General features: G+C 33.3%; 20 protein-coding genes. 8 read left to right on the top strand and 12 right to left on the bottom strand.

Annotated elements, in window-relative coordinates; genetic code table 11:
- Positions 1 to 19 precede the first annotated feature (19 nt).
- Together C8N41_RS15845 and C8N41_RS15840 are read right to left on the bottom strand one after the other, a co-directional pair.
- On the bottom strand, positions 20 to 652 hold the full coding sequence (locus tag C8N41_RS15845) for a hypothetical protein (protein ID WP_092443619.1): 633 nt from the start codon (positions 650 to 652) through the stop codon (positions 20 to 22).
- 4 nt (positions 653 to 656) lie between these two features.
- The gene (locus C8N41_RS15840) at positions 657 to 1,151 is read right to left on the bottom strand and encodes an RNA polymerase sigma factor (RefSeq protein WP_115839969.1); all 495 of its coding nucleotides are present in this window, start codon (positions 1,149 to 1,151) and stop codon (positions 657 to 659) included.
- A gap of 136 nt (positions 1,152 to 1,287) precedes the next feature.
- Here C8N41_RS15840 and C8N41_RS15835 point away from each other — a divergent pair, with 136 nt between their 5' ends.
- Complete coding sequence (locus C8N41_RS15835; RefSeq protein WP_115839968.1) at positions 1,288 to 2,559, top strand: NAD(P)/FAD-dependent oxidoreductase; 1,272 nt, start codon at positions 1,288 to 1,290, stop codon at positions 2,557 to 2,559.
- 3 nt (positions 2,560 to 2,562) lie between these two features.
- Here C8N41_RS15835 and C8N41_RS15830 read toward each other — a convergent pair whose 3' ends face one another.
- On the bottom strand, positions 2,563 to 3,240 hold the full coding sequence (locus C8N41_RS15830; protein WP_115839967.1) for a lysoplasmalogenase: 678 nt from the start codon (positions 3,238 to 3,240) through the stop codon (positions 2,563 to 2,565).
- Positions 3,241 to 3,400: 160 nt separating this feature from the next.
- Between C8N41_RS15830 and C8N41_RS15825 the strand changes: the two genes are divergently transcribed.
- Positions 3,401 to 5,599, top strand: coding sequence for a TonB-dependent receptor (locus tag C8N41_RS15825; protein ID WP_115839983.1), 2,199 nt, complete (start codon positions 3,401 to 3,403; stop codon positions 5,597 to 5,599).
- Between the two features lie 91 nt (positions 5,600 to 5,690).
- The gene (locus C8N41_RS15820) at positions 5,691 to 6,422 is read left to right on the top strand and encodes an energy transducer TonB (protein ID WP_092443611.1); all 732 of its coding nucleotides are present in this window, start codon (positions 5,691 to 5,693) and stop codon (positions 6,420 to 6,422) included.
- Positions 6,423 to 6,599: 177 nt separating this feature from the next.
- On the opposite strand, the gene C8N41_RS15815 is transcribed toward C8N41_RS15820, so the two are convergent.
- On the bottom strand, positions 6,600 to 7,127 hold the full coding sequence (locus C8N41_RS15815) for a GNAT family N-acetyltransferase (protein ID WP_115839966.1): 528 nt from the start codon (positions 7,125 to 7,127) through the stop codon (positions 6,600 to 6,602).
- 142 nt (positions 7,128 to 7,269) lie between these two features.
- Here C8N41_RS15815 and C8N41_RS15810 point away from each other — a divergent pair, with 142 nt between their 5' ends.
- From C8N41_RS15810 to C8N41_RS15800, 3 genes are all read left to right on the top strand, one after another.
- On the top strand, positions 7,270 to 8,274 hold the full coding sequence (locus C8N41_RS15810; RefSeq protein ID WP_115839965.1) for a sugar kinase: 1,005 nt from the start codon (positions 7,270 to 7,272) through the stop codon (positions 8,272 to 8,274).
- Positions 8,275 to 8,531: 257 nt separating this feature from the next.
- Positions 8,532 to 8,684, top strand: a complete 153-nt coding sequence (locus C8N41_RS15805) for a YqaE/Pmp3 family membrane protein (protein ID WP_092443605.1) — start codon at positions 8,532 to 8,534, stop codon at positions 8,682 to 8,684.
- Positions 8,685 to 8,699: 15 nt separating this feature from the next.
- The gene (locus C8N41_RS15800) at positions 8,700 to 9,332 is read left to right on the top strand and encodes an SDR family oxidoreductase (protein ID WP_092443603.1); all 633 of its coding nucleotides are present in this window, start codon (positions 8,700 to 8,702) and stop codon (positions 9,330 to 9,332) included.
- Positions 9,333 to 9,426: 94 nt separating this feature from the next.
- Here the strand turns inward: C8N41_RS15800 and recG are convergent, their stop codons facing one another.
- From recG to C8N41_RS15770, 6 genes are all read right to left on the bottom strand, one after another.
- On the bottom strand, positions 9,427 to 11,529 hold the full coding sequence (gene recG, locus C8N41_RS15795; RefSeq protein WP_115839964.1) for an ATP-dependent DNA helicase RecG: 2,103 nt from the start codon (positions 11,527 to 11,529) through the stop codon (positions 9,427 to 9,429).
- 180 nt (positions 11,530 to 11,709) lie between these two features.
- Positions 11,710 to 13,170, bottom strand: coding sequence for an AMP-binding protein (locus C8N41_RS15790; protein ID WP_115839963.1), 1,461 nt, complete (start codon positions 13,168 to 13,170; stop codon positions 11,710 to 11,712).
- Between the two features lie 11 nt (positions 13,171 to 13,181).
- Positions 13,182 to 14,162: an NAD(+) synthase gene (nadE, locus tag C8N41_RS15785; RefSeq protein ID WP_115839962.1), complete on the bottom strand. Its 981-nt coding sequence runs from the start codon at positions 14,160 to 14,162 to the stop codon at positions 13,182 to 13,184.
- 22 nt (positions 14,163 to 14,184) lie between these two features.
- Entirely contained in the window at positions 14,185 to 16,161 is a 1,977-nt protein-coding gene (asnB, locus tag C8N41_RS15780; protein ID WP_115839961.1) for an asparagine synthase (glutamine-hydrolyzing), read from the bottom strand.
- A 19-nt stretch (positions 16,162 to 16,180) separates the two neighbouring features.
- Positions 16,181 to 16,432, bottom strand: coding sequence for an acyl carrier protein (locus tag C8N41_RS15775; protein WP_092443593.1), 252 nt, complete (start codon positions 16,430 to 16,432; stop codon positions 16,181 to 16,183).
- Between the two features lie 154 nt (positions 16,433 to 16,586).
- The gene (locus tag C8N41_RS15770; RefSeq protein ID WP_115839960.1) at positions 16,587 to 17,198 is read right to left on the bottom strand and encodes an acyltransferase; all 612 of its coding nucleotides are present in this window, start codon (positions 17,196 to 17,198) and stop codon (positions 16,587 to 16,589) included.
- Positions 17,199 to 17,509: 311 nt separating this feature from the next.
- Here C8N41_RS15770 and C8N41_RS15765 point away from each other — a divergent pair, with 311 nt between their 5' ends.
- On the top strand, positions 17,510 to 19,489 hold the full coding sequence (locus tag C8N41_RS15765; protein ID WP_115839959.1) for a M1 family metallopeptidase: 1,980 nt from the start codon (positions 17,510 to 17,512) through the stop codon (positions 19,487 to 19,489).
- Between the two features lie 137 nt (positions 19,490 to 19,626).
- The gene (locus C8N41_RS15760; RefSeq protein WP_115839958.1) at positions 19,627 to 20,511 is read left to right on the top strand and encodes a patatin-like phospholipase family protein; all 885 of its coding nucleotides are present in this window, start codon (positions 19,627 to 19,629) and stop codon (positions 20,509 to 20,511) included.
- A gap of 460 nt (positions 20,512 to 20,971) precedes the next feature.
- On the opposite strand, the gene C8N41_RS15755 is transcribed toward C8N41_RS15760, so the two are convergent.
- Positions 20,972 to 21,328 (bottom strand): bleomycin resistance protein, encoded by a 357-nt coding sequence (locus C8N41_RS15755; protein WP_092443585.1) that lies wholly within the window; start codon positions 21,326 to 21,328, stop codon positions 20,972 to 20,974.
- 216 nt (positions 21,329 to 21,544) lie between these two features.
- Positions 21,545 to 22,105, bottom strand: a complete 561-nt coding sequence (locus C8N41_RS15750; protein ID WP_115839957.1) for an STM3941 family protein — start codon at positions 22,103 to 22,105, stop codon at positions 21,545 to 21,547.
- Positions 22,106 to 22,138 lie beyond the last annotated feature (33 nt).

The raw sequence follows: 22,138 nt of genomic DNA, 5'->3' as shown, positions 1-22,138 counted from the left end.
CGCACATTTTAAAGGTAATTTAGATTTCTAGCTTTTTTAATTCTTTATAATTTCTATTTAATCGCTTAATCAAGATACCGTAAATTAGCTTGTAGAATAACCAAATTACAACTAAAAATGCGGCTGTAATACCAAGAGTTATTAAAGCCATAATAAGCAGTTGTGTGAAATTTGCAGTGCTAATTTGTTCTGATATTTCAGGGTGTTCATTGATAGAAAAATACAAGGACACAGGAATGCTTATAAAAGCTATAAATAAATTATAGAGCACGTAATACTTAATTATTTTTCTTGTTTTTAGGATACTTTCCATAAGCTTTTTGGCATTATCAGTAACCGATATGGCTTTGTGTGCTCGCCAAAGCAGATATACAAATAAAACGATAACGACATAGCTTAAAATATTTAAACCGATATAAATCCAGCTATGACTCATTTCTTCTAACTGTGATTTCATTTGATCTGAAAGCACATAAGGTAGAAAACTAATTAGAATCCAAAATGCTAATTCGGCCACACTAATGTAAAATAAAGTTTTTACAATGCTAGACGATTTTTTATGGCTCATTTTATAGATATCGCTATCTGAAAATGACTTATATTGATTGTCGGATTTATTCCAATCCTTTTTTAATAATTCTAATTCATCCATAATCTTACGGATTTAATATTGTTCTTAATTTCTTTTTAACACGATTCATTTTTACTCGTGCATTGACTTCTGAAATACCTAACGTAGCGCTTATCTCTCTATAGTCTTTGTCTTCTAAATATAAGAACACTAAGGCTTTTTCAATATCATTTAGCTGATGTACGGCTTGGTATAATAGTTTTAACTGTTGTTCTTCGGTATCGTCATATTCTTCTGCTCGGATTTTAAACTCTACAGCGTCAAATTCTTGTGTGTTTATACGTCGTTTTGATTTTCTGTATAATGTAATTGCGGTATTTAAACCTACCCTGTACATCCAAGTGCTAAATTTAGCATCACCTCTAAATTTTGGAAACGCTTTCCATAACTGTATCGTGATTTCTTGAAACAGGTCATTATGTGCATCAACATTATTGGTGTATAAACGACACACCTTATGTACAATGTTTTGATGCTTCTGCAACTGTTCTACAAAACTATGTTCAAGTTCTTTGTTCAATTGATGAAATTGGTTGGTTGACTTATTAGTAGTAAGTGTTTGGCATTTGTTACAAATTTATTCAACTATTCTTTTAAATGGCCATTTTCACTGGGATATTTTGTATTTTTACGGTGAAATTTCAACGTACTTCTTAATGAATATTCCTAAGTCTAACCTACCAAGAGTTGTCATTATAGGTGGCGGATTTGCTGGCGTTAATTTAGTTAAGTCTTTAGCTAATAAAAATGTTCAAGTAGTTTTAATAGATAAACGCAACTATCATACCTTTCAACCTTTATTGTACCAAGTATCGAGTTCGGGTTTAGAGCCAGATTCTATTGCTTATCCACTTCGAAAAATTATAAAAAAGCATAAATCAACCTTTTTTCGTTTTGCTGAAGTTAAACAGATTTTGCCAGAGCATCGAATGATTACCACCTCTATAGGTGATTTGTCATACGATTATTTAGTTCTAGCCACGGGTACAAAAACTAATTATTTTGGTAATAAGACTATTGAATCCAATAGTATGCCTATGAAAACGGTACCACAAGCACTAAATATTCGCAGCCTTATTTTACAGAATTTTGAAAAAGCAGCTATTGCAAGTTCAAACAAAGAACGCGAAGCATTTTTAAATTTTGTGATTGTTGGAGGTGGGCCAACAGGTGTAGAACTTGCAGGTGCTATTGCAGAACTAAAAAATAATATCTTACCAAGAGATTATCACGATTTAGATCCTGATGATATGCATATTCACTTATTAGAAGGTGCTGACCGAGTGTTGCCGCCAATGAGTGCACATGCTTCAAAAAAAGCTTTACAGTTTTTGAAAAAGTTAGGTGTAAAAGTACATTGTGGTACGTTTGTTAAAGACTATGATGGTACTAATGTGACTACAAATTCCGATTTAACAATGATGTCCGAAACGCTTATTTGGGCGGCAGGAGTTACAGGTGCACCTATACAGGGTTTAAAAGCGGAAGCGATAGTAGCAAATGCTAATAGGTATAAGGTCAATCAGTTTAATCAAATAGAGGGTTATACCAATATTTTTGCGGTTGGAGATATTGCATTAATGGCTTCAGAAGCTTACCCAAAAGGACATCCTCAAGTGGCACAACCTGCCATTCAACAAGGTAAATTACTCGGAAAAAATTTATTGAGACTGATAGATAAAAAGTCTATGAAGCCTTTTGTTTATAAAGATAAAGGCTCTATGGCAACAATTGGTCGTAATAAAGCAGTTGTAGATTTAAAACCCTATAAGTTTGGAGGGTTTTTTGCTTGGTTTGTGTGGATGTTTGTACATCTTATGTCTTTGGTTGGTTTTAGAAATCGAGTGATTGTATTATTCAATTGGACTTATAATTACATCAATTTTGATAAAGCAGCCCGACTAATCATCCGTCCATTTAAAAAGTAAAATTTAACGACTCTCGTTTAATTTTAATAGGCCTATAACTATCAAATACTGTGCAAGCGCATAGGTGAACATAATGGTGTAATTAGAGTATGCTAAAGGTTTGTAAAACTTGTTGAGTGCTAAGATGCTGTCTGAAACCAGAAAAAACAGGGCACCTAAAAATACAAGGCCATAACTCAATAAATTTACCTTGCCTTTTCTGAGATAAGCGGTCGTGGCCATAATTAAGATGACCAGCATATAGATAATCACAGGAATTAGCATAGCTCCTAAATTACCATTTAAAAAATAGAAAACACTCACCGCGTAGACGAGAAGCAATACGACAAAGCTAATTGCTGATTTTTGTGGATTCCTATGTTTTAAAAATACTAAAATATACATGATGTGTGCTGTTAGAAAGGCTACAAGTCCTGAGGTGAAAAAATGCGGTGACTGTGCAACAAAGAGTAAAAATATATCTCCTAAAACAGAAAAAATTAAAGCAAGTATTGTGGTGCTTCTTATGGTTTTTGAGAGTGTTTTAGAATGTCTTATAAACCAAACTAAAAGACTAATAACTATAGCAGGTTTGGCTATATAATGAATGGTGTTTAAGGCGGTAATGCTTCCGGTTAAGAGTTCAATACATACAATAATTGCGAATAATAAGCTAAAGTGTTTTTCGGTTTGAGATAACATATATAGTTGTTTTAAAGCAAGGATTGCTATGCATGGACTCAAATATATTCAATTCGTCATAGAATTTATACAGTTCGGTATAATAGAATTTATGTTCAATAAAAAAGACATCACTTTTGCCTCATCATCAAAATTCGAACTTTTAATAATCAATCAAATCATGACACCACAAACCCACTTCCACTATTATAATCAAAGTAGAGCGAAGCTTAAAAACGTCTTGTCAACCATTTTACTTTTTTTTACCGCAGTTGCTGCGGCGCAAACCACCATTTCTGGAAAGGTAGTGGATTTTAAAAACAATCCTGTTTACGGTGCTAATATATATTTAGAAGGTACTTACGACGGAGCGACATCAACAGAAGAAGGACGCTTTTCTTTTACAACAACCGAAACTGGAGTACAAACTTTAACCATTTCATTTTTGTCTTTTGAAACTAAAACGATTATTGAAGATGTTTCAAAATTAAATAATCTAATCATTAAGTTACGCGAAGATGTAGAGTCTTTAGATGCTGTAGTTATCAGTGCAGGAAGCTTTGAGGCTAGTGATAATTCTAAGGTCTCGGTGCTAAAACCATTAGATGTTGTAACCACAGCTAGCGCACTAGGAGATTACGTAGGAGCATTACAAACCTTACCAGGAACTTCTAATGTGGCAGAAGATGGACGTCTGTTTGTAAGAGGTGGTAGTGCCGACGAAACTCAGATATTTATAGATGGCATTCGTGTATTTACGCCTTACACACCAACGACAAATAATATTCCGACGCGTGGACGATATTCGCCATTTTTGTTCGATGGAATTACATTTTCTACAGGTGGCTATTCTTCAGAATTCGGACAAGCTCTATCTAGTGTATTGCTGTTAAATACTATTGATGAACCCGACCAAGAGAAAACAGATATTGGGATAATGAGTGTTGGTGCTAGTCTAGGAAATACTCAAAAATGGGAAAAATCCTCTTTAAGCTTTAATGCTAGTTATATTAATTTAGCTCCTTATTTAGCGCTGTTTGAAGATAGAAATGAATGGCAAACACCTGTATCTGGTGCTCAAGGTGAAATGGTATTTAGACAAAAATTTAATAATGGTATATTAAAATTTTATGCGGCTTTTGATACTTCTAAATTTGAATTAAATCAAGAAGATATCAATTATGAAGAGGGAATAAATTTTAAATTAAATAATAATAACCTCTATCTCAATACTTCTTACAAAGGTGTTTTCGGCAACAATTGGACATTATCTTCAGGTGTAAGTTATACTTATGCAAAAAACAAAATTGGGATTCAGACTAGTAACATAGAGGATAAAGAAAACTCGGCACATTTAAAGTTGAAGCTAAAAAAACGATTCAATAGTCGATTGAAACTAAATTTTGGTGCGGAGCAGTTTATCACAGATTTTGATGAAAATTTTAGAGATCATACAGTTAACGAAACGTATGGCTTCGACAATACTATTACCGCAGGATTTGCTGAAGGAGATATTATTTTTTCAAAAGATGTAGCTTTAAAAGTAGGAGTAAGGGCTGATTATAGTGCTTTGTTTAATACAATAAATGTGGCGCCAAGAGCGGCTTTGGCATACAAAAGCTCTAAAAACGGACAGTTCTCATTGGCGTATGGAAACTTTTTTCAGAATCCTAATAGTAGTGTTTTAAAGTTTGAGGACGATTTAAAAGCTCAAAAAACAACACACTACATCTTAAACTATCAATATGTTAAGGCAGGTAAAATTTTTAGGGCAGAGGCTTATCGTAAAGATTATGACCATTTAATAAAATTTGATAGTGATTATGAGACTTATTCTACCAATTTTAGCACATCAGGAGAGGGTTATGCTCAAGGTTTAGATTTGTTTTGGCGCGACAATACCAGTTTTAAGAATGTAGATTACTGGGTAAGCTACTCGTATCTAGATACTGAGCGCAATTATAGAAACTTTACAACTGCAGCACAGCCTAGTTATGCTACAAATCATAACCTTTCTGTAGTGGGTAAATATTGGATAGATCGTTGGAAAAGTCAAATAGGTGTTGATTATGGGTTTTCATCAGGACGACCATATGATAACCCAAATACCACAGCTTTTATGGATGCACGTACAAAATCATTTCACAGCTTAAGTTTAAATTGGGCGTATCTGTTAGATTCCCAAAAGATTCTTTATTTTTCGGTAAATAATGTGCTAGGTTTTAAAAATATCAATGGTTATCAGTATGCAGATACGCCAGATGTAAATGGGCAATTTAGCAGAAGAGCTTTAACACCAGCAGCAGACCAGTTCTTTTTTGTTGGTTTCTTTTGGACAATTAGCGAAGACGGAAAAGATAATCAGTTAGATAATTTGTAAGTCTTAAGTGGTTGATTATAAATCAAACATGATATAAATCATAATTTTTATGAGTTATGATGAGTAATTTTATATAACAAAATTAAACGTCATGGAACTCAAGAAAAACCCAAAAGCCAATGTAGGTCGAAACAGCAGTTTATTTTTTGCTGTTGGCTTAAACGTAATGTTACTCCTAACGTATATAGGATTAGAACATAAGACTTATGATAAAGAAGCTGTGAAGGTTGACCTTTTAATGTTAGAAGATCAATACGATGAAGATATTCCGATTACGGTTATAGATGTATTGCCGCCTCCACCTCCTCCGCAACAACAAGTGGTGTCTGAGGTAATTACAATAGTAGAAGATGTAGATGACGTAGAAGAAACGGTAATACAGAGTACAGAGATAGGACAAGATGATATAATTGATGATCGTGAAGTTGGTATAGAAGAAGTGGAAGTGGAAGAAGTTGAAGAAGATGTGGAAGTGCCTTTTGCCTTGATTGAAAAAGTGCCGCAATTTCCAGGTTGTACAGGAAATAATGCCGAGCTAAGAGCTTGTTTTGAACGTAAAATTCAAGAGCATTTGCAAAAGCATTTTAGATACCCTCCTGCTGCTGCCGAACTTAATATTGATGGAAAAGTGTTTGTTTTCTTTCTAATTGATAAAACAGGAAGAGTTACTAAGGTGAAAAGTAGAGGTCCAGATAGACTTTTAGAGACTGAAGCAGAACGTATAATTAATTTATTGCCTAAAATGGAACCTGGGAAACAACGTGATATGAATGTTGGTGTACCATATAGTATTCCAATTAACTTTAAGTTAGAACTAAATTAACCCTAATAATAACTATAACTTTTTAATTAGGAGTTTTAAGCTGGTTGAAGTGTCATTGTGAGATTATTTAGAATTTTCATAGTTAAGTTTAAATTTAATTCTAAGTGACTCATAATGGCATTTTTCCGTTTAACCATAAATTAAAATATACTCATATTCATTTTTGTTCCGATAATTTTACATTGCTGGGTTTTTTATGTCGTACCAATTGCATAATGTATCTTCAAATTTAAAAGTGCCGGATGGTTGCATCCCAATATTTTTCAGAATGGTATTAGACGCTATATGGTTAATATCGGCAGCTGCACCAATATGTTTTAATTGTAAATCCTTAAAACCATAGTTTAACGAAGCAATAGCGGCCTCAGTAGCATAGCCTTGACCCCAAAATTGTTCCTTTAGTCTATACCCAATGTCGTAGTAATTAAACTCCTTTCTTACATTTTTTTCATATTTTAGTCCAGACCAGCCCATAAATTCACCTGTATGTTTTTTAACTACAGCTAACCTTCCTAAACCGTTGGTTTTGTATTGCTCTAAAATGTTAGCGACCATAGCTTCAGATTCTTCTATAGTTTTTACAGGTTGGTTACCAAGAAATAGATGCACTTTAGGATTTGAGTCTAATTCAAAGAAATCTTGAATATCTTCTGTTGTAATCGGTCTTAAGATAAGTCGTTTGGTTTCTAAAGGCTTAAATTTCATAGCTTAATTTTTAAGTTGTGATTTAATTATGAGAACAAATTCTAGTAGATGTGCTATCAAATAAATTTAAGTCACTATCTTTTATCTTTCAAAGGTCTATTAAAATAATTATTTTAAAGAGCAAGATGCTAAAAATCAAGTTATGAATCAAATTATTACATTCGGTGAAGTTTTAATGCGCATTTCGCCACGAGGAAACAAAAAATTTATGCAATCTAATATTGTAGAATTTTATTTTGGTGGTACAGAATTAAATGTGGCAATCTCAATTGCAAATTTTGGTGGTAATGTGAAACATATTAGTTTAGTTTCAGATGATTTTATTGGAGATACTGCGGTATCCTATATTCGAAAATTTGGGGTGAGCACCTCGTCTATAGAACGTTCTCAGAGGCCTTTAGGTGTTTACTTTTTAGAGGTAGGTGCTGTGATGAGACCAAGTCAAATATCTTATAACAGATCGCATTCATCGTTTTCCGAGATTTTACCTGCTATAGTAGATTGGGAAAAAGCATTAAAAAAAGGAAGTTGGATGCATTGGACAGGTATTACACCTGCCTTAACGCAAGGTGCATATGAAACTCTAAAAGAAGGTTTAATTTTAGCTAAAGAAAAAGGTTTAACGGTTTCAGCAGACCCAACGTATCGTAGTGGTTTATGGAAATATGGAAAGGATCCTAAAGAAACATTAATCGATTTATTACATTATTCTAATATCTTTATTGGAGGTATTAACGAGATTAATGAAGTATTGGGCACAGCGTACACTTATTCTAATGACGATTTTATAAAAGCGAGCAAACAGCTCATGGACACGTTTCCTTCTATTGAAAAGGTATTTGATAAAATAAGAACGGCATTGAATGCATCCTCTCATAAGATTAGAGCCAGAATGTGGAATGGCAAAGAATTTAGGAAAACGGATAACTTAGACATTACGCATATTGTAGATCGCATAGGAACAGGTGATGCTTTTGCGGCAGGTTTAATCTATGGTTTACAGAATTACGATGATTATAAAGCCATGTTGTTTGCATGCGCAGCATGTGCGTTAAAACATACTTACGAAGGTGATGTTAATTATAGCAATGTCAATGATGTTATTCAAATTATTGAAGGAAATATTTCTGGTCGTTTTGTAAGGTAATATCTCTTTTCAAAGGGGATAATCGTCTTTAATTATTGGTAAAAATTGAATTTTTATTTTCTACGGTGGAATTACAGCAACAGATAAAATTGCTAATACCTTAATCGTTATTGCTGCCAAATTACAACCTTATTATAGTTCAAAATGAGAACATTCATCGAAGAGTGTTTTTAATATGCGCTAAGATAACTCTTAAACAAGTCAAGAATTTCTAGGCATCTGCCATAATTTTGTTGTGAACAAAAACGAATTTAAAAATGTCTATACTAACAATTGTCATATCTATTCTATTACCACCATTAGCAGTGTTTTTAAAACATGGATTAGGGTCCGAATTTCTAATTAGTATTATACTAACGCTTATTGGATGGTTACCTGGAGTTATTTATGCCTTTTATGTTAATAGTTAATAAAAAATAAAAACAATGGAAAATATATTAGTTGCTGGAGCTAACGGGACAACAGGAAAACAAGTGGTTAATCTTTTAAAAGCATCGCAGTATTTTACTCCTGTAGCGATGGTGAGAAAAGAAGAGCAACAAAAGCAATTTGAGGATGATGGAGTACAGACGGTACTTGCAGACTTAACAGAAGATTTAACACATGCAGTAAAAGGTATTGATAAAGTGATTTTTGCCGCAGGTTCTGGAGGGAAAAATGTTGTTGAGGTCGATCAAGAAGGTGCTAAGCGTTTAATGGCTGTATCTAAAATGGCAGATGTTAATAGATTTGTGATGTTGAGCTCTATGGGAGCAGATCAACCAGAGGCTTCAGAAGAATTACAAGACTATTTAAAAGCGAAGCACAATGCCGATGAACATCTTAAAAATAGTGGTCTTAAATATACTATTGTGAGGCCAGGGTCTTTAAATAATAATGAAGGCCAAGGGACGATTGAGCTTAAAGAAAAAATGAATAAACGTGGTGAAATTAGTAGGGCAGACGTGGCACAAACGCTAGTAAAATCTTTAAACGACGATGCACCGTATAACACAACGTTCGAGATATTAGAAGGAGATACCATTATTGGTGAAGCCCTTCAGCAAATAAATAACTAGAAAATAGAAAGAGGAAAATTATCGTGAGGTAATTGGTTAGATAGCGAGAAAGAGATACCTTTTAAAGGTGTCTCTTTTTATATTTTATAATCGCTTAACTAATATAATTCCAAATGTTACGATACTTACTCATCTGCCTATAGGTATTGAGAATAACACGGTGTGCTGGAGATGCAAGGCTAGGATCTGCTTTTAGAATGTTTTTTGCATGTAAGCGCGCTTCTTGTAAAATATCCTTATCCTTTACAATATCTGCAATTTTAAGATTTAAAATACCACTTTGTTGTGTACCCATTATATCGCCAGGTCCACGTAACTTTAAATCGACTTCTGCAATTTCAAAACCATCACTACTTCGTACCATGGTTTCTAATCGGGTTTTACTATCCTGACTTAATTTATGGCTGGTCATTAAAATGCAATAACTCTGCTCGGCACCTCGCCCTACACGTCCTCTAAGTTGGTGTAACTGCGATAAGCCAAAACGTTCTGCGCTTTCAATAATCATTACCGACGCATTAGGAACATTAACACCAACTTCAATGACTGTTGTGGCCACCATAATTTGTGTTTCACCATTTACAAAACGCTGCATTTCATAATCTTTATCGGCAGGTTTCATTTTTCCATGAACAATTGAAATTTGATAATCTGGCATCGGAAATTCTCTAGAAACACTTTCATAACCATCCATCAGGTCTTTATAGTCCATTTTTTCACTTTCTTGAATTAAGGGATAAACAATATAGATTTGTCTACCTAAAGCGATTTCGTCTTTCATAAATTTGAAAACTTTCAGACGATTGTTATCATATCGGTGCACTGTTTTTATGGGTTTTCTTCCTGCTGGCAATTCATCGATTACAGAGATATCTAAATCTCCATAAACAGACATGGCTAAAGTTCTAGGAATTGGAGTTGCTGTCATAACTAAAACATTTGGAGGCAACTCATTTTTATACCATAATTTTGAACGCTGTTCTACCCCAAATCGATGTTGCTCATCGACAATAGCAAGTCCTAAATTTTTAAATTTTACTTTGTCTTCTAGAAGTGCGTGGGTCCCAATTAAGATTTGTAATTCTCCACTTTCTAAATTTTGATGAATTATTTTTCGTTCTGAAGCTTTAGTTGAGCCAGTTAACAGTGAGATGCTGATGTTTAGCAGTTTACATAGTTCTAGTAATCCTTGGTAGTGTTGTACTGACAAAATTGCAGTTGGTGCCATTAAACAGCATTGGAAACCATTGTCAAGTCCCATGAGCATTGACATAAAAGCAACTATCGTTTTACCTGAGCCTACATCTCCTTGTAAAAGGCGATTCATTTGTGCTTTACTACCTAAATCGTGTCTAATTTCTTTTAAAACACGTTTCTGTGCATTAGTTAAATCAAAAGGCAAATGGTCCTTGTAAAAGGTATTAAAATAATCTCCAACACTATCAAAAGTTAGACCTTTTATCTTCGATTTATTGATGAGATTTTTAATAATTAATTGTAGTTGAATATAAAATAATTCTTCAAATTTTAATCGAAATTGTGCTCTCGCTAAGAGCTCTGGAGTCTTTGGAAAATGTACGTTAAAAAGGGCTTCAGATTTTGGAATTAATTTTAATTCCGTCATCACATCATCCGGTAAGGTTTCAACAAATCGGCCTTTGGTTTCTAAAAATAATTGCTGAATAATATTGGTTAGGACTTTATTGGTAATTCCCTTGTTTGATAATTTCTCTGTGGAAGGATAAATGGCTTGCATGGCTGAACGTAGATGTCTTTCGTGTTCCGATTGCAATTCAATTTCAGGATGCGGCATGCTGAATTTACCATTAAACCAATTCGTTTTTCCAAAAATCACATAGGTTTGACCTGTTTTTAAACTTTCACGTATCCATTTTTGACCTCTAAACCAAACGAGTTCCATCATGCCTGTATCGTCTATAAAGTTAGCCACTAAACGTTTGCCTCTTTTTTGTGCAACTTCTTTAAAACCTGTTAGTTTTCCTATGATTTGAACTTCAGCATTGTTGCGTTGCAATTGGTTAATTTTATAGTATCTGGTACGATCTATGTAGCGATTAGGAAAAAGATTGATTAAGTCTTGATAAGTCTGAATACCCAATTCTGAACGCAACAAATCTGCGCGGTTTGGGCCAACACCTTTTAGGTAATCAATGGGAGTTTGTAAATTCACACTCATAGTTGCGAATTTACCAATTTCCTACGAACGCAGGAATCCCATCGGATGAAGAATTTAACTTTATTTTAATCGTTAAAGCTTAGATTTGTTATTTCTGCAATCTATGAGACCTATTTTGCCGCTAGTAAAAAACTATAGGATTTTGTATTTGGTAAAGAAAACGACTCTGATATACTTATGTTATTTGATACTCTTTTTTCCTGTAGCGGTTAATTTTATTGTATTGACAAATTCAATTTTTTGTGGTAGTTTATAAGCAGATAAATGATTAGAGCACTCTTTGAGAATTTTATCTTTCATGTGTTTCTCTTTATTAACGTCTGTAATGACGATTGTTGCAAGTATTGCTTCTCCTAAAAGTTCGTCGTCAAAACCTGTAATCATACAATCTTCGACTTCTGGAATGGCGAGAATAACATCTTCAATTTCTTTTGGACTTACCCTTTTTCCTCCAACTTTAATAATTTCTTTTTTTCTAGCGACAACATAGATAAATCCATCTTGGTCCATGGTGGCTAAATCACCTGTGTGCAACCAGTTATTTGTAATTGTGTTATTAGTGCTTTCAGTGTCTTTAAAGTAGCCTACCATTATATTTTCTCCACGAGCTAAAAGTTCACCTTCTTCGTCAATCGCAGCAGGTTCACCTTTGGCGTTTACTATTTTTAATTCTACATTAGGAATGGCTTTTCCTATAGAGCTGGTTTTTGTTTTAATAAATTCTGGTGCTAAATACGATAAGCGTGCAGTAGCTTCGGTTTGACCATACATTACGAAAAATGCTTTAGTTGGAAAGGCCTCCCCAAACTCATTAATATACATGGGATGTAATTTTCCTCCAGCTTGCGTGACATATCTTAAATCTGGAAATGTTTCGGTTTTAAACGTTTTTGACTTTTTTAATAATATTTGAAAATGACTAGGAACACCAGCGAAACCTGTGCATTTATATGCTTTTAAGTCCTTAATTACTGATCCTAAAAAAATAAAACTGTTATTGAGAACTAAAGCGCCTCCCACTTTTAGATGTGTGTGTAATAATGATAAACCATAGCAGTAAAAGAACGGTAGTACCACGCACATAATGTCTTTAGAGGTTAGTTTTAAATATGAAATTATGGAGTCTGTGTTGGCTATAATATTTTGATGGCTAAGCATTACACCTTTGGGGTGTCCTGTTGAGCCCGAAGTAAAAATAATTTCTGCGATACGTTGGTGATTAAAATCTATATTAAAGTCAAGGATAGTTTGATGCTCTAAAATCGCTGCGGTTTTTTCTTCATCTATGATAGCAATAGTAGAACAAATTTCTAATTTTCTTTGCAAAGGTTTAGAGATGAATACTGTAGTACTTTCGGTTGTACTTAAAATTTCATCTAAATTTTCTTGTTCTATAGCGAAATTTAAGGGGACACAGATATTTCCCGATTTTAAAATGCCTAAGTACGCAGTTATAAAAAACACGGAATTAGCACTGATAAGAGTAATATGCTTATTTTCTCCTTGGTTTTGCTTTAAATAGGATGCTATTTTTAAACTCTCATTATAGATTTTTTCGAATGATACCGTTTCTTTAGAGCTTAGTAAAAAATCTTTATCAAGGGTCTTAGAGGAATCAAAAAGATGGTCAAAAACGTTCATTGGCGACAGTTTTAGAATATGGGACGCATTCTTAAATATTCAGTAGTTTTTCTTTTGCGTTCAAAGTTTTTATAAATATTTTCTATATCCTCAGTGGTTTTGCCCATAACCTTAGCGACTTCGTCAGCAGGATACTGATGTTCCCAACCATACCAAATAAGGTCCATCTCTTCAAAAGGCATTTGATAAAAGAAATTTTCTTGGGTTTGCTCTGCTGTGTAAGTGTCTGTTGTTGGTGTTCTGTCAATGATTTCTTGAGGTACACCTAAATGATGTGCTAATTGGTAAACCTGTGTTTTATATAAGTGTCCGATAGGCATGATGTCTGCTCCACCATCTCCATATTTTACAAAAAAGCCTTGTTCAACTTCGTGTTTGTTTGGTGTACCAATAACGGCATAATGTAAGCGTTCTGCATGGTAATACAGCATACTCATTCTACTGCGTTGTTTAAAGTTTGTAGATGCTACAATTTGAAGGTATTCTTTTACAGGTAAGAGCTTGCTAATGATTTCTCCGTTAGGTTTTATAACTGTAACTGAAAAAGCAGGTGGTAAGTGAGATGCTGCCGATTGCTTAATTTCAATTTTTGCTTTATCCACGGTAGGGTCAAAACTGGTTATAACTCTTGAGATGGCGTCGTCTCGTCTCTGGTAACATCCAAAACCATCTAAAGCTTTGGTGATATCTTCAACTATAGTATCTGTAACATTAAATTTTGTAGCTAATTTTTCGGCAAGTAATCGACTGTCGTCACTAGAATCTTGTTCGGGTAGCATAATGGCAGTCACTTTATTGGGGCCAAAGGCTTTTGCAGATAACGCCATACACACGGAAGAATCGATACCTCCACTTATACCAATTACAGCACCTCTACGTTGTAGTTTACGAGCCACATCATTTTTTAATTTGCTAATAATGTCATTGCAAACGGTATCTATATTTTCGAGGTGTAAAATATCTTTTGAAAAAGGTTTACGTGCTGTGGTCATAATGAATGTTTTTGCAATATGGTTAATCTATTATGGTTTTATTTAGCACTACAAGTTCGTGTTTTTGCAATGCTGGTATGGATTTTAAAATGAATAAATCGTATAATATTTGAGTCGATAAAACGGCCGTTATGGCCATATTGTCAATTTCTGAAACCTGTTTGTTTACGGTCATTTTTTTTCTTAGTTGATTGACGTAGGTAGCGTTAAAAATACCAAATTCGTTAATTTTTTTATCCGAGAGCATCAAAGTTAGATATGGAGGCATATGTTTAGAAAAAAACACACTTTGTATTGGTGCTCTATAAGCTTGTTTAGACCTGTTAACAATAGATTCTGGTAATTTACCTTTCACAATTTTTTTTAAAAGATACTTTTCATTGAGTCCATTTAGTTTTAAATCGGGATGTAGGCTCATACAAAATTCTATAATTCTGTGGTCTAAAAAAGGATAGCGACCTTCTATTGAATTTGCCATAGCCATTCGGTCTCCTTGCGCAGCTAATAAGTATTTAGACATAAAAAAGTTGAACTCTATCCATTGTGCTTTGCTCAAATAATCGAGGTTTTTAAATTTTGTTTCTAATTGCATTTCTATGTCCTTAATTGGGTGGTGATCTTGGATAGCGCTTTTGTAGTTTTTAGAGAGGTAGTTTTTGAGTCGAGAAGTATTATTCCATCGTAATAAATGTGAATAAATAGGCGACTTTGTTTCATTCAATTTATATCTAAAAAACAGTTTTAATATCGCGTTGTTCGCTTTACTGATTTGCGGAATGTAAGGATAGAGTTTTTTGAGAAGTAAAGGGCGGTATTTCGATTTTGGATCCTTAGCCCAAAAGTGCTTAATTTTTGTTTCTTTGAAAATATTATAGCCACCAAAAAGTTCGTCGGCTCCTTCGCCAGTGATTACGACTTTAATATGATGCTCTTTTACGCTTTTTGCTAATAGATGCATTGGTGTAGGTGCAGTTCGAAGTAACGGAGCTTCAGAATGCCAAACAACCGCTTTAAAGTTGTCTGAGATAGCTTTAGGACTACAGGTAATGCTGGTGTGTTGGGTTTTAAAATAATCTTTTGCTGTATTTTGAAAATCTGATTCGTCAAATACCTTGTCTGTAAAGCCCATAGAGAATGTATGGAGCTGCTTTGGTGAAAGCTTTTTTATGTAAGACGTGGTTATGCTAGAATCTAATCCTCCGCTTAAATAGGCGCCAACTTGCACATCAGCTCTAAGTCGTAATTTAACAGCATCGGTAAATAGGGTTTCGAATGTTTCTGCTGCTTCACTAACCGTTTTATATTTATAATTTTCTGGTGTGCTTAGTGGTAATTCCCAATATGTTTTTATGGTTTTAGAATTAGAAGATAACTGCATGTAACTGCCAGGAGGCAATTCGTGTACATCTGTAAATGCTGTGTTAGAGCCTATAGTCGTCCAAAAGGTGAAATATTCTGATAAAGCTTTAGCTGAAAGTTTAGGACTAAATTCTGGAAACTCTAAAAACGATTTTATTTCTGAAGCAAAGACAAAGGCATTGTTGATTGTAGTATAAAACAAAGGTCTAATGCCAACACGATCTCGCGCTAAAAATAACTCTTGCTTGTTTTTGTCCCAAATAGCTATGGCGAATTGACCATTTAATTTGTTTAGAAATGCTGGTCCATAGGCTTCGTATAGGTGCACCAAGACTTCAGTATCGCTTTGGGTTTTAAATGTATGGTTTTGAGCTAAAAGTTCTTCTCTAAGTTCAATATGGTTAAATATTTCACCGTTAAAAACTATCCATAAAGAATCATCATGGTTAGAAAGCGGCATGGTACCGGTCTCCAAATCAACGATGCTGAGACGTACACTACCGAGACCAATATTATTAGAGATATAGATACCACTTTCATCAGGTCCTCTATGCTTAATCCTTGTAAGCATTTGCTTTAGCGTAGTAACCTTGTTGTTGGTATTAGTATTAAAATTATAAAAGCCGGTAATCCCACACATACTTTAGAAAAAAAGTTAATTAAGGCGTTTTACTCTCTATAAATGTTAGGATATTATTGATGGACTGAAAATTTTCTACAACCAACTCTTCATCATTAGTTGTTAAGTTGAACTCTTCTTGTAAAAATTCAATTAAAAATAGTAAGCCCATGGAGTCGAGAATACCTTCTTCAAATATAAGCGTATCATCCTTTATTTTTTCTACATCATCAAAAGTAGATTCAATAATGTAATTTCTTACTTTGGTTCTTCGTTCCGTATCTATATGCATTATAGTAGTGTTGTTATCTGTTTTCTAGAACTATGTCAATATCAATTATGAAGTGTAAACTTATTGTTTTTCTTTAAATGGTTTTAGAAGTTTAGAGATAAGTTATTCTAAATTATTGTTCATAAGTTAGTTAACGCTTGGGCTAAAAAGTTGTTTATAAATCTGAAGTCTTGTAGTGTTCTAATCCTTCCAGAAATTCTTGCTTTTTATCTAAGAGCTTTTTAGAACGTTTAGAAAGTCTTTTTAATGGGTTTCCAAAGTAGATGGTCCAGGTATCTAAATTTGAGCTGACCAACGAAAGAGCACCAACCGATGTGCCTTCTCCAATTGAAACGTTAGGAAGTATTACGCATCCTGCACCAATAATAGTGTGTTCTCCAAGCGCAACACGGCCTTTTTTCATGATTTTAAAGGCATTTGGAATTGTTGGGTTGGTTAATGAGTGTCCGGAATAATCGTCTGTCTTACTGTATATTTTAACACCTTGAGATAATCCGCAATAATCCCGAAGCTCAATACCATCAGAGGCCAATAGGTGACAATAAGATGCGATATGAGTATAAGATCCAATATTTAAATACCCTTCTCCGGGCACAATAATGGAGCAAAACGAGTCAATAATAACATTACTTCCAATTGAAATATTAGGAATACCTACAATTAAACAGTTTTTAGCGATTTTTACGTTTGTCCCCAAAGATTTAAATCCAAGTGACTTTAATTCGGTGTCACCATAATATCCAATTTCAAATAGGTTTGCATCCATAGATTTTGTTTAAGTAAAAGGGCTGGTGTGTAGGTGATTAAAAACGCGTTTCAGCAAATATACATATAAAATTAGTTTAGAAAATGATAATTGTCAGTTGTATTAAAAGGTTGTATTTAGTGCATAATTTATAGTAAAACTTCTGCTATTGTATATGAGAACAATTTTTTAGTAAGACTAAACCGAAAGTGTAATTTGGTATAGTTATAGAATTGCGATCTATCGACGGTAATATTATTTTAAGAATTGAGTTTTTGTGATATAAGAGTTGAATTGTGTATTTTGGTCTTATTCTTGACTCATTTAATTTTATGAAGAAATTTTTTATTGCGTTTTGTTTCTGTATTGTCAGTTTGTCTTATGCGCAACAAACTGAATATGTTGATTTTAAAAGAGCGGACGCTCTACTTAATATTATGGTAGATTCGTCTAAAGTTAAAGGGAAAGTAAGTTATCATCTCGATATTTTAAAATCTGTAGACTCTATTTTTCTTGATGCCGTTAATATGAGTTTTAATAATGTAGAGATTAGAGTAGGTGAGACTAATGCTGAAGCAAAACAATTAAACTACACTTATCACAATCAAAAAATCTATTTTGCTTATCAGTTTAAAAAAAACTCATCCTATATTATTTCATTAGACTATGTTGTAAAGCCTAAACAAGCTTTGTATTTTTTGCAACGTGAAAACGAACCACAAGTTTGGACGCAAGGCCAAGGAAAATATACAAGTCATTGGTTTCCTAGTTTAGATGATGTAAATGATAAAATGATATTTAATCTCAGTGCAATTAAGGATTCCGAATATAATTTTATTGCAAACGGTATTAAAACAGATGACATTCTTTTGCCAAACGGACAAGAAAAAGTGTCTTATACCATGCAAAAACCAATTTCTAGTTATTTATTAGCTTTTGTATATGGGAGGTATCATAAAAAGACCGAAACTTCAAACAGCGGAGTTTCTCTCGAGTATTACTTCTATCCAGAAGATTCTTTAAAAGTGGAGCCCACGTATCGTTATTCTAAAAAAATGTTCGATTTTTTGGAAGAAGAAATAGGTTTTGCTTATCCATGGCAAATCTATAAACAAGTTCCTGTTCACGATTTTCTATATGCAGGTATGGAAAATACGAGCGTCACTATTTTTTCAGATGCTTTTATGGTTGATGCAATTGGTTTTAACGATAAAAATTACGTAAATGTAAATGCGCACGAATTAGCACATCAATGGTTTGGAGATTTGGTAACAGCAAGTTCTGGAGAGCACCATTGGTTGCAAGAAGGTTTTGCTACCTATTATGCGCTATTAGCAGAGCGCGAAGTGTTTGGTGAAGACTATTTCAATTTTAAACTGTTGCAGTCTATTATAGAACTTAGCAGACAAGATTTGTCCGGTAATGGTACCTCGCTTTTAGATCCTAAATCGAGTAGTTTAACGTTTTATCAACGTGGAGCGTGGGTTTTACATGCGTTAAGAAGTGCTGTTGGTGATGAGGTGTTTAAAAAAGCCGTGAAGAATTATCTAAAAAAATATCAATTCGCTAGTGTAGATACTTCTAATTTTATTGCTGAAGTTGAAAATTTATACGGACAATCCTTATCTTACTTTGTAAGTTTTTGGATTAAAAACAAAGCTTTTCCTTACGAAGAAGCATTTGCAATTTTAAAACAACAATCGAGTTTTATCAATGAATATGCTATGGTTGACTGCGAAGCTAAAACATCTAAATGTGCAGAATATCTTAAATATTATGTTTCTGATGAAGCAAAGATTAAAGTGATATCGCAAATGCCTTCATTGGTTACTTCACAGGTGTTTAAGAATAGCTTAAAAGTTCGACAGACTATTTCGGAATATGTTACCAAAATTCCAGAAGCGATAAAAACCGATTACGAGTCGTTACTCAATGATAAGTCGTATGTTACTATAGAAAATGCTTTATATAATTTGTGGGTTAATTTTCCGCTAGAGCGTTCTAAATACCTTTCTAAAACAAGACATATTGAAGGGTTTAGCGATAAAAATGTACGTATGCTCTGGATTGTATTAAATCTAAACACACCGTATTACGAAGCGGATAATAAACAAGAACTATTTGATGAACTTGTACGTTATACAGATCAAAAATATAATGCCGATGTAAGAATAAAAGCTTTTAATTATCTGGCTTTAATACAATCTTGTAACGAAAAGTGTCTTTCTAATCTTGAAATAGCGAAATCTCATCACAATTGGAGACTTGTAAAATTTGCTAAGGAATTTTCTAAAAAATTAGAAAAAGAGTAGTCGTTATACATTGTAATGAAATCTCAAAGTAGAACTTAACAGGAATTATAATAGCATAGAATTATAAAGCTGTTATTTGAAGTGAAAACAATAAAACTGAATTCCATTAGGAATAAAATAAAATAAACCATAATAACATGCGAGCATTAGTGATATCCGGAGGAGGAAGTAAAGGAGCATTTGCAGGAGGTGTTGCGCAATACTTAATAGAACGCGAAAAACATAATTACGATATGTTTTTAGGAACTTCAACCGGAAGTCTCTTAATTCCGCATTTAGCCGTTAACGAAATTGGTAAACTTTACGACATTTTTACCAATGTTCAGCAGCATAATATTTTTAGTATTAGTCCATTCGTGCAGCATAAAAAAGGAGATAGAGAGTATGTGTCTATTGATTTTGTAAATTCTTTATGGCAGTTTATTAGACGTAAACGCACTTTTGGAGAAAGTAAAGCCTTGCGCAAGCATATTCGGAAAAATGTAACTTATGAAGAGTATTTAAAAATTAAAAAGGAAAAGCATGACGTGGTAGTTACGGTATCTAATTTGTCTATGAATCGTGTGGAATATAAATCGATACAAGAGTGTTCTTATGAGGAATTTTGTAACTGGATATGGATTTCGTGTAATTACATTCCGTTTATGTCTTTAGCAAAAGTCGATGGTTATGAGTATGCAGATGGTGGTTTAGGTTCTGTAATTCCTATTAGAGAAGCTATACAACGCGGTGCCACAGAAGTAGATGCTATTGTTTTAGAGGCGGAAACCTTAGGCAAGCAAAAAGTGCTGGGAAAGAATCCGTTTTCGTTAATGATTAGCTTGTTCGGACATTTGTTAGATCAGGTAGAGCGAAATGATATTATTATAGGAAAATTGGCAGCTCGCAATAAAAATGTAAAGCTCAATTTGTATTACACACCAACCAGTCTCACAGAAAATTCTTTAATTTTTAGCAAACGCCTAATGGAAAAATGGTGGCAAGAAGGTTATGATTATGCAGAAAGACGACATGATAAATAAGGGAGGAAGTACTGTGATTATTTAATTTTTTTTGAGACAGCATTCAACTTATAGACTTCATATACAAGAACATCTTGTTGTCCCTATAATTACCTCTTAGAAACGGTTTACTAGTATAAAATTAGTTTACGTAACATGTAGAGTCTTGGTTATGTAAGTTTGTGTTTGGCTTCTTAATTTTAACTTCTTAGAGTTTTATGGTGTTTTTTCAATCGTTTTCACCATGTTTGTTGTGCTGTTTACTACTTATTATTTTTATAATTGCTAAAAAAGAGTGAGATAAGTAACAACCCAATTCCAATGCCTATACAAGTACCTTTTGCAAAATCGGGTACTTCTAGATATTTAGTGCTTGTTAGTGATATTGCTATTAGCAACATACCAGTTGACAATAGTAGCGCTGATTTTCTTTTAGATATGGTTTTCATTGTATTCAGGTTTTATTAATTAGGAACTCAATTTAGATAGCTTGGCCAAATGTCAATAAATTACTGTCGGGATCAAGAATAGAAAATTCTTTTTGTCCCCAAGGTTTAATTTCCAATGTTCCATTAGGGTGAATTTTTGTCCGTTTTTCCAATAATGATTTATAAAATGCGTCAATATGGTTCGTTCTAATATAAACTTGTCCATAATTTTCTTTCGGGTCAATTTCTTTAAATTCAAAGAAATGAATTTGAACGCGATCTTTTTCCATCATTAAATAACCTTCATAATCAGTGCTACCAAATTCCTTAAAACCCAATTGGTTTGAGTAAAATTCTCGAGTCACTTTTTTATCACGCATGGGTAATTTTGGATTGATGTCTGTTAGCATATAGTTAATTTAAGTTTATAGTAACCAAGCATCGAGAATACTTAATACTTGGTTTGTTTTATTGGCTTTCTTAATTGAGGGCCTAGCGAGTTTCAATATGTTTTGTGGTTAAGCAATTAAGTTAATACATATTTAGAAACCAGTTTAAATCCTGAAGGAATTTCTGCAAGTAGGCTCAACACAGCTATTAGTTATAAATGTTGTTGTAACACGTTTTTATTTTTTCCATTTAGGCATCTGTTCTTTAACTGTATTTTCTAATTCCGAAAATTTTATATTCAGACCTGAACTTATAATAGTTAAAGAGGAACCATAAATTTTATTATTGTATATCAAAGTTTCTTTTAAAATCGGATTTCTTAATCGTTCAATAAATTTTTCCGGATTGTCAGTTTTCAGGATTATCATTTTTTTAGTAGAGACAGTTGTCCCTAAATTAAAAACTGGAACTTGAGGTTGAATTATAGAAATTCCAGATATATCGTTCCATTCAATTAGACCAAGACTAATTGCATTTGAGTTATCAATAATTCCTAGTTCATTAATAATCAATCCAATTTTTGTGCTAAAAATTTTTTTTAAGATAAAAAAGAGACCTAAACCGAAGAATATAACACTAGCTAGTCCAATAAATAAAAGAAAATCCTCGGAATACCGATTATTGTCAGGTTTATAAGGTTCTATAATCATATAAACTCCACCAAAAATAAAGGCAATACAGCCAATTAGCATAAGCACTAATTTTGTTTTGCTCAAAGTTATTCTTATTTCATTCATTTTTAGTTTTTTGGTTAAATGTGTTACAACGGT

The organism is Winogradskyella sediminis (assembly GCF_003387355.1).
Taxonomy (GTDB): domain Bacteria; phylum Bacteroidota; class Bacteroidia; order Flavobacteriales; family Flavobacteriaceae; genus Winogradskyella; species Winogradskyella sediminis.
The sequence above is the reverse complement of the archived record's forward strand: the minus strand, read 5'-3'. Positions and strand labels throughout refer to the sequence as shown.

Coding starts and splice junctions, on each gene's coding strand:
- C8N41_RS15845 (WP_092443619.1), bottom strand. CDS start 652: ATGGATGAATTAGAATTATTAAAAAAGGATTGGAATAAATCCGACAAT.
- C8N41_RS15835 (WP_115839968.1), top strand. CDS start 1,288: ATGAATATTCCTAAGTCTAACCTACCAAGAGTTGTCATTATAGGTGGC.
- C8N41_RS15830 (WP_115839967.1), bottom strand. CDS start 3,240: ATGTTATCTCAAACCGAAAAACACTTTAGCTTATTATTCGCAATTATT.
- C8N41_RS15825 (WP_115839983.1), top strand. CDS start 3,401: ATGACACCACAAACCCACTTCCACTATTATAATCAAAGTAGAGCGAAG.
- C8N41_RS15820 (WP_092443611.1), top strand. CDS start 5,691: ATGGAACTCAAGAAAAACCCAAAAGCCAATGTAGGTCGAAACAGCAGT.
- C8N41_RS15815 (WP_115839966.1), bottom strand. CDS start 7,127: ATGAAATTTAAGCCTTTAGAAACCAAACGACTTATCTTAAGACCGATT.
- C8N41_RS15810 (WP_115839965.1), top strand. CDS start 7,270: ATGAATCAAATTATTACATTCGGTGAAGTTTTAATGCGCATTTCGCCA.
- C8N41_RS15805 (WP_092443605.1), top strand. CDS start 8,532: ATGTCTATACTAACAATTGTCATATCTATTCTATTACCACCATTAGCA.
- C8N41_RS15800 (WP_092443603.1), top strand. CDS start 8,700: ATGGAAAATATATTAGTTGCTGGAGCTAACGGGACAACAGGAAAACAA.
- recG (WP_115839964.1), bottom strand. CDS start 11,529: ATGAGTGTGAATTTACAAACTCCCATTGATTACCTAAAAGGTGTTGGC.
- C8N41_RS15790 (WP_115839963.1), bottom strand. CDS start 13,170: ATGAACGTTTTTGACCATCTTTTTGATTCCTCTAAGACCCTTGATAAA.
- nadE (WP_115839962.1), bottom strand. CDS start 14,162: ATGACCACAGCACGTAAACCTTTTTCAAAAGATATTTTACACCTCGAA.
- asnB (WP_115839961.1), bottom strand. CDS start 16,161: ATGTGTGGGATTACCGGCTTTTATAATTTTAATACTAATACCAACAAC.
- C8N41_RS15775 (WP_092443593.1), bottom strand. CDS start 16,432: ATGCATATAGATACGGAACGAAGAACCAAAGTAAGAAATTACATTATT.
- C8N41_RS15770 (WP_115839960.1), bottom strand. CDS start 17,198: ATGGATGCAAACCTATTTGAAATTGGATATTATGGTGACACCGAATTA.
- C8N41_RS15765 (WP_115839959.1), top strand. CDS start 17,510: ATGAAGAAATTTTTTATTGCGTTTTGTTTCTGTATTGTCAGTTTGTCT.
- C8N41_RS15760 (WP_115839958.1), top strand. CDS start 19,627: ATGCGAGCATTAGTGATATCCGGAGGAGGAAGTAAAGGAGCATTTGCA.
- C8N41_RS15755 (WP_092443585.1), bottom strand. CDS start 21,328: ATGCTAACAGACATCAATCCAAAATTACCCATGCGTGATAAAAAAGTG.
- C8N41_RS15750 (WP_115839957.1), bottom strand. CDS start 22,105: ATGAATGAAATAAGAATAACTTTGAGCAAAACAAAATTAGTGCTTATG.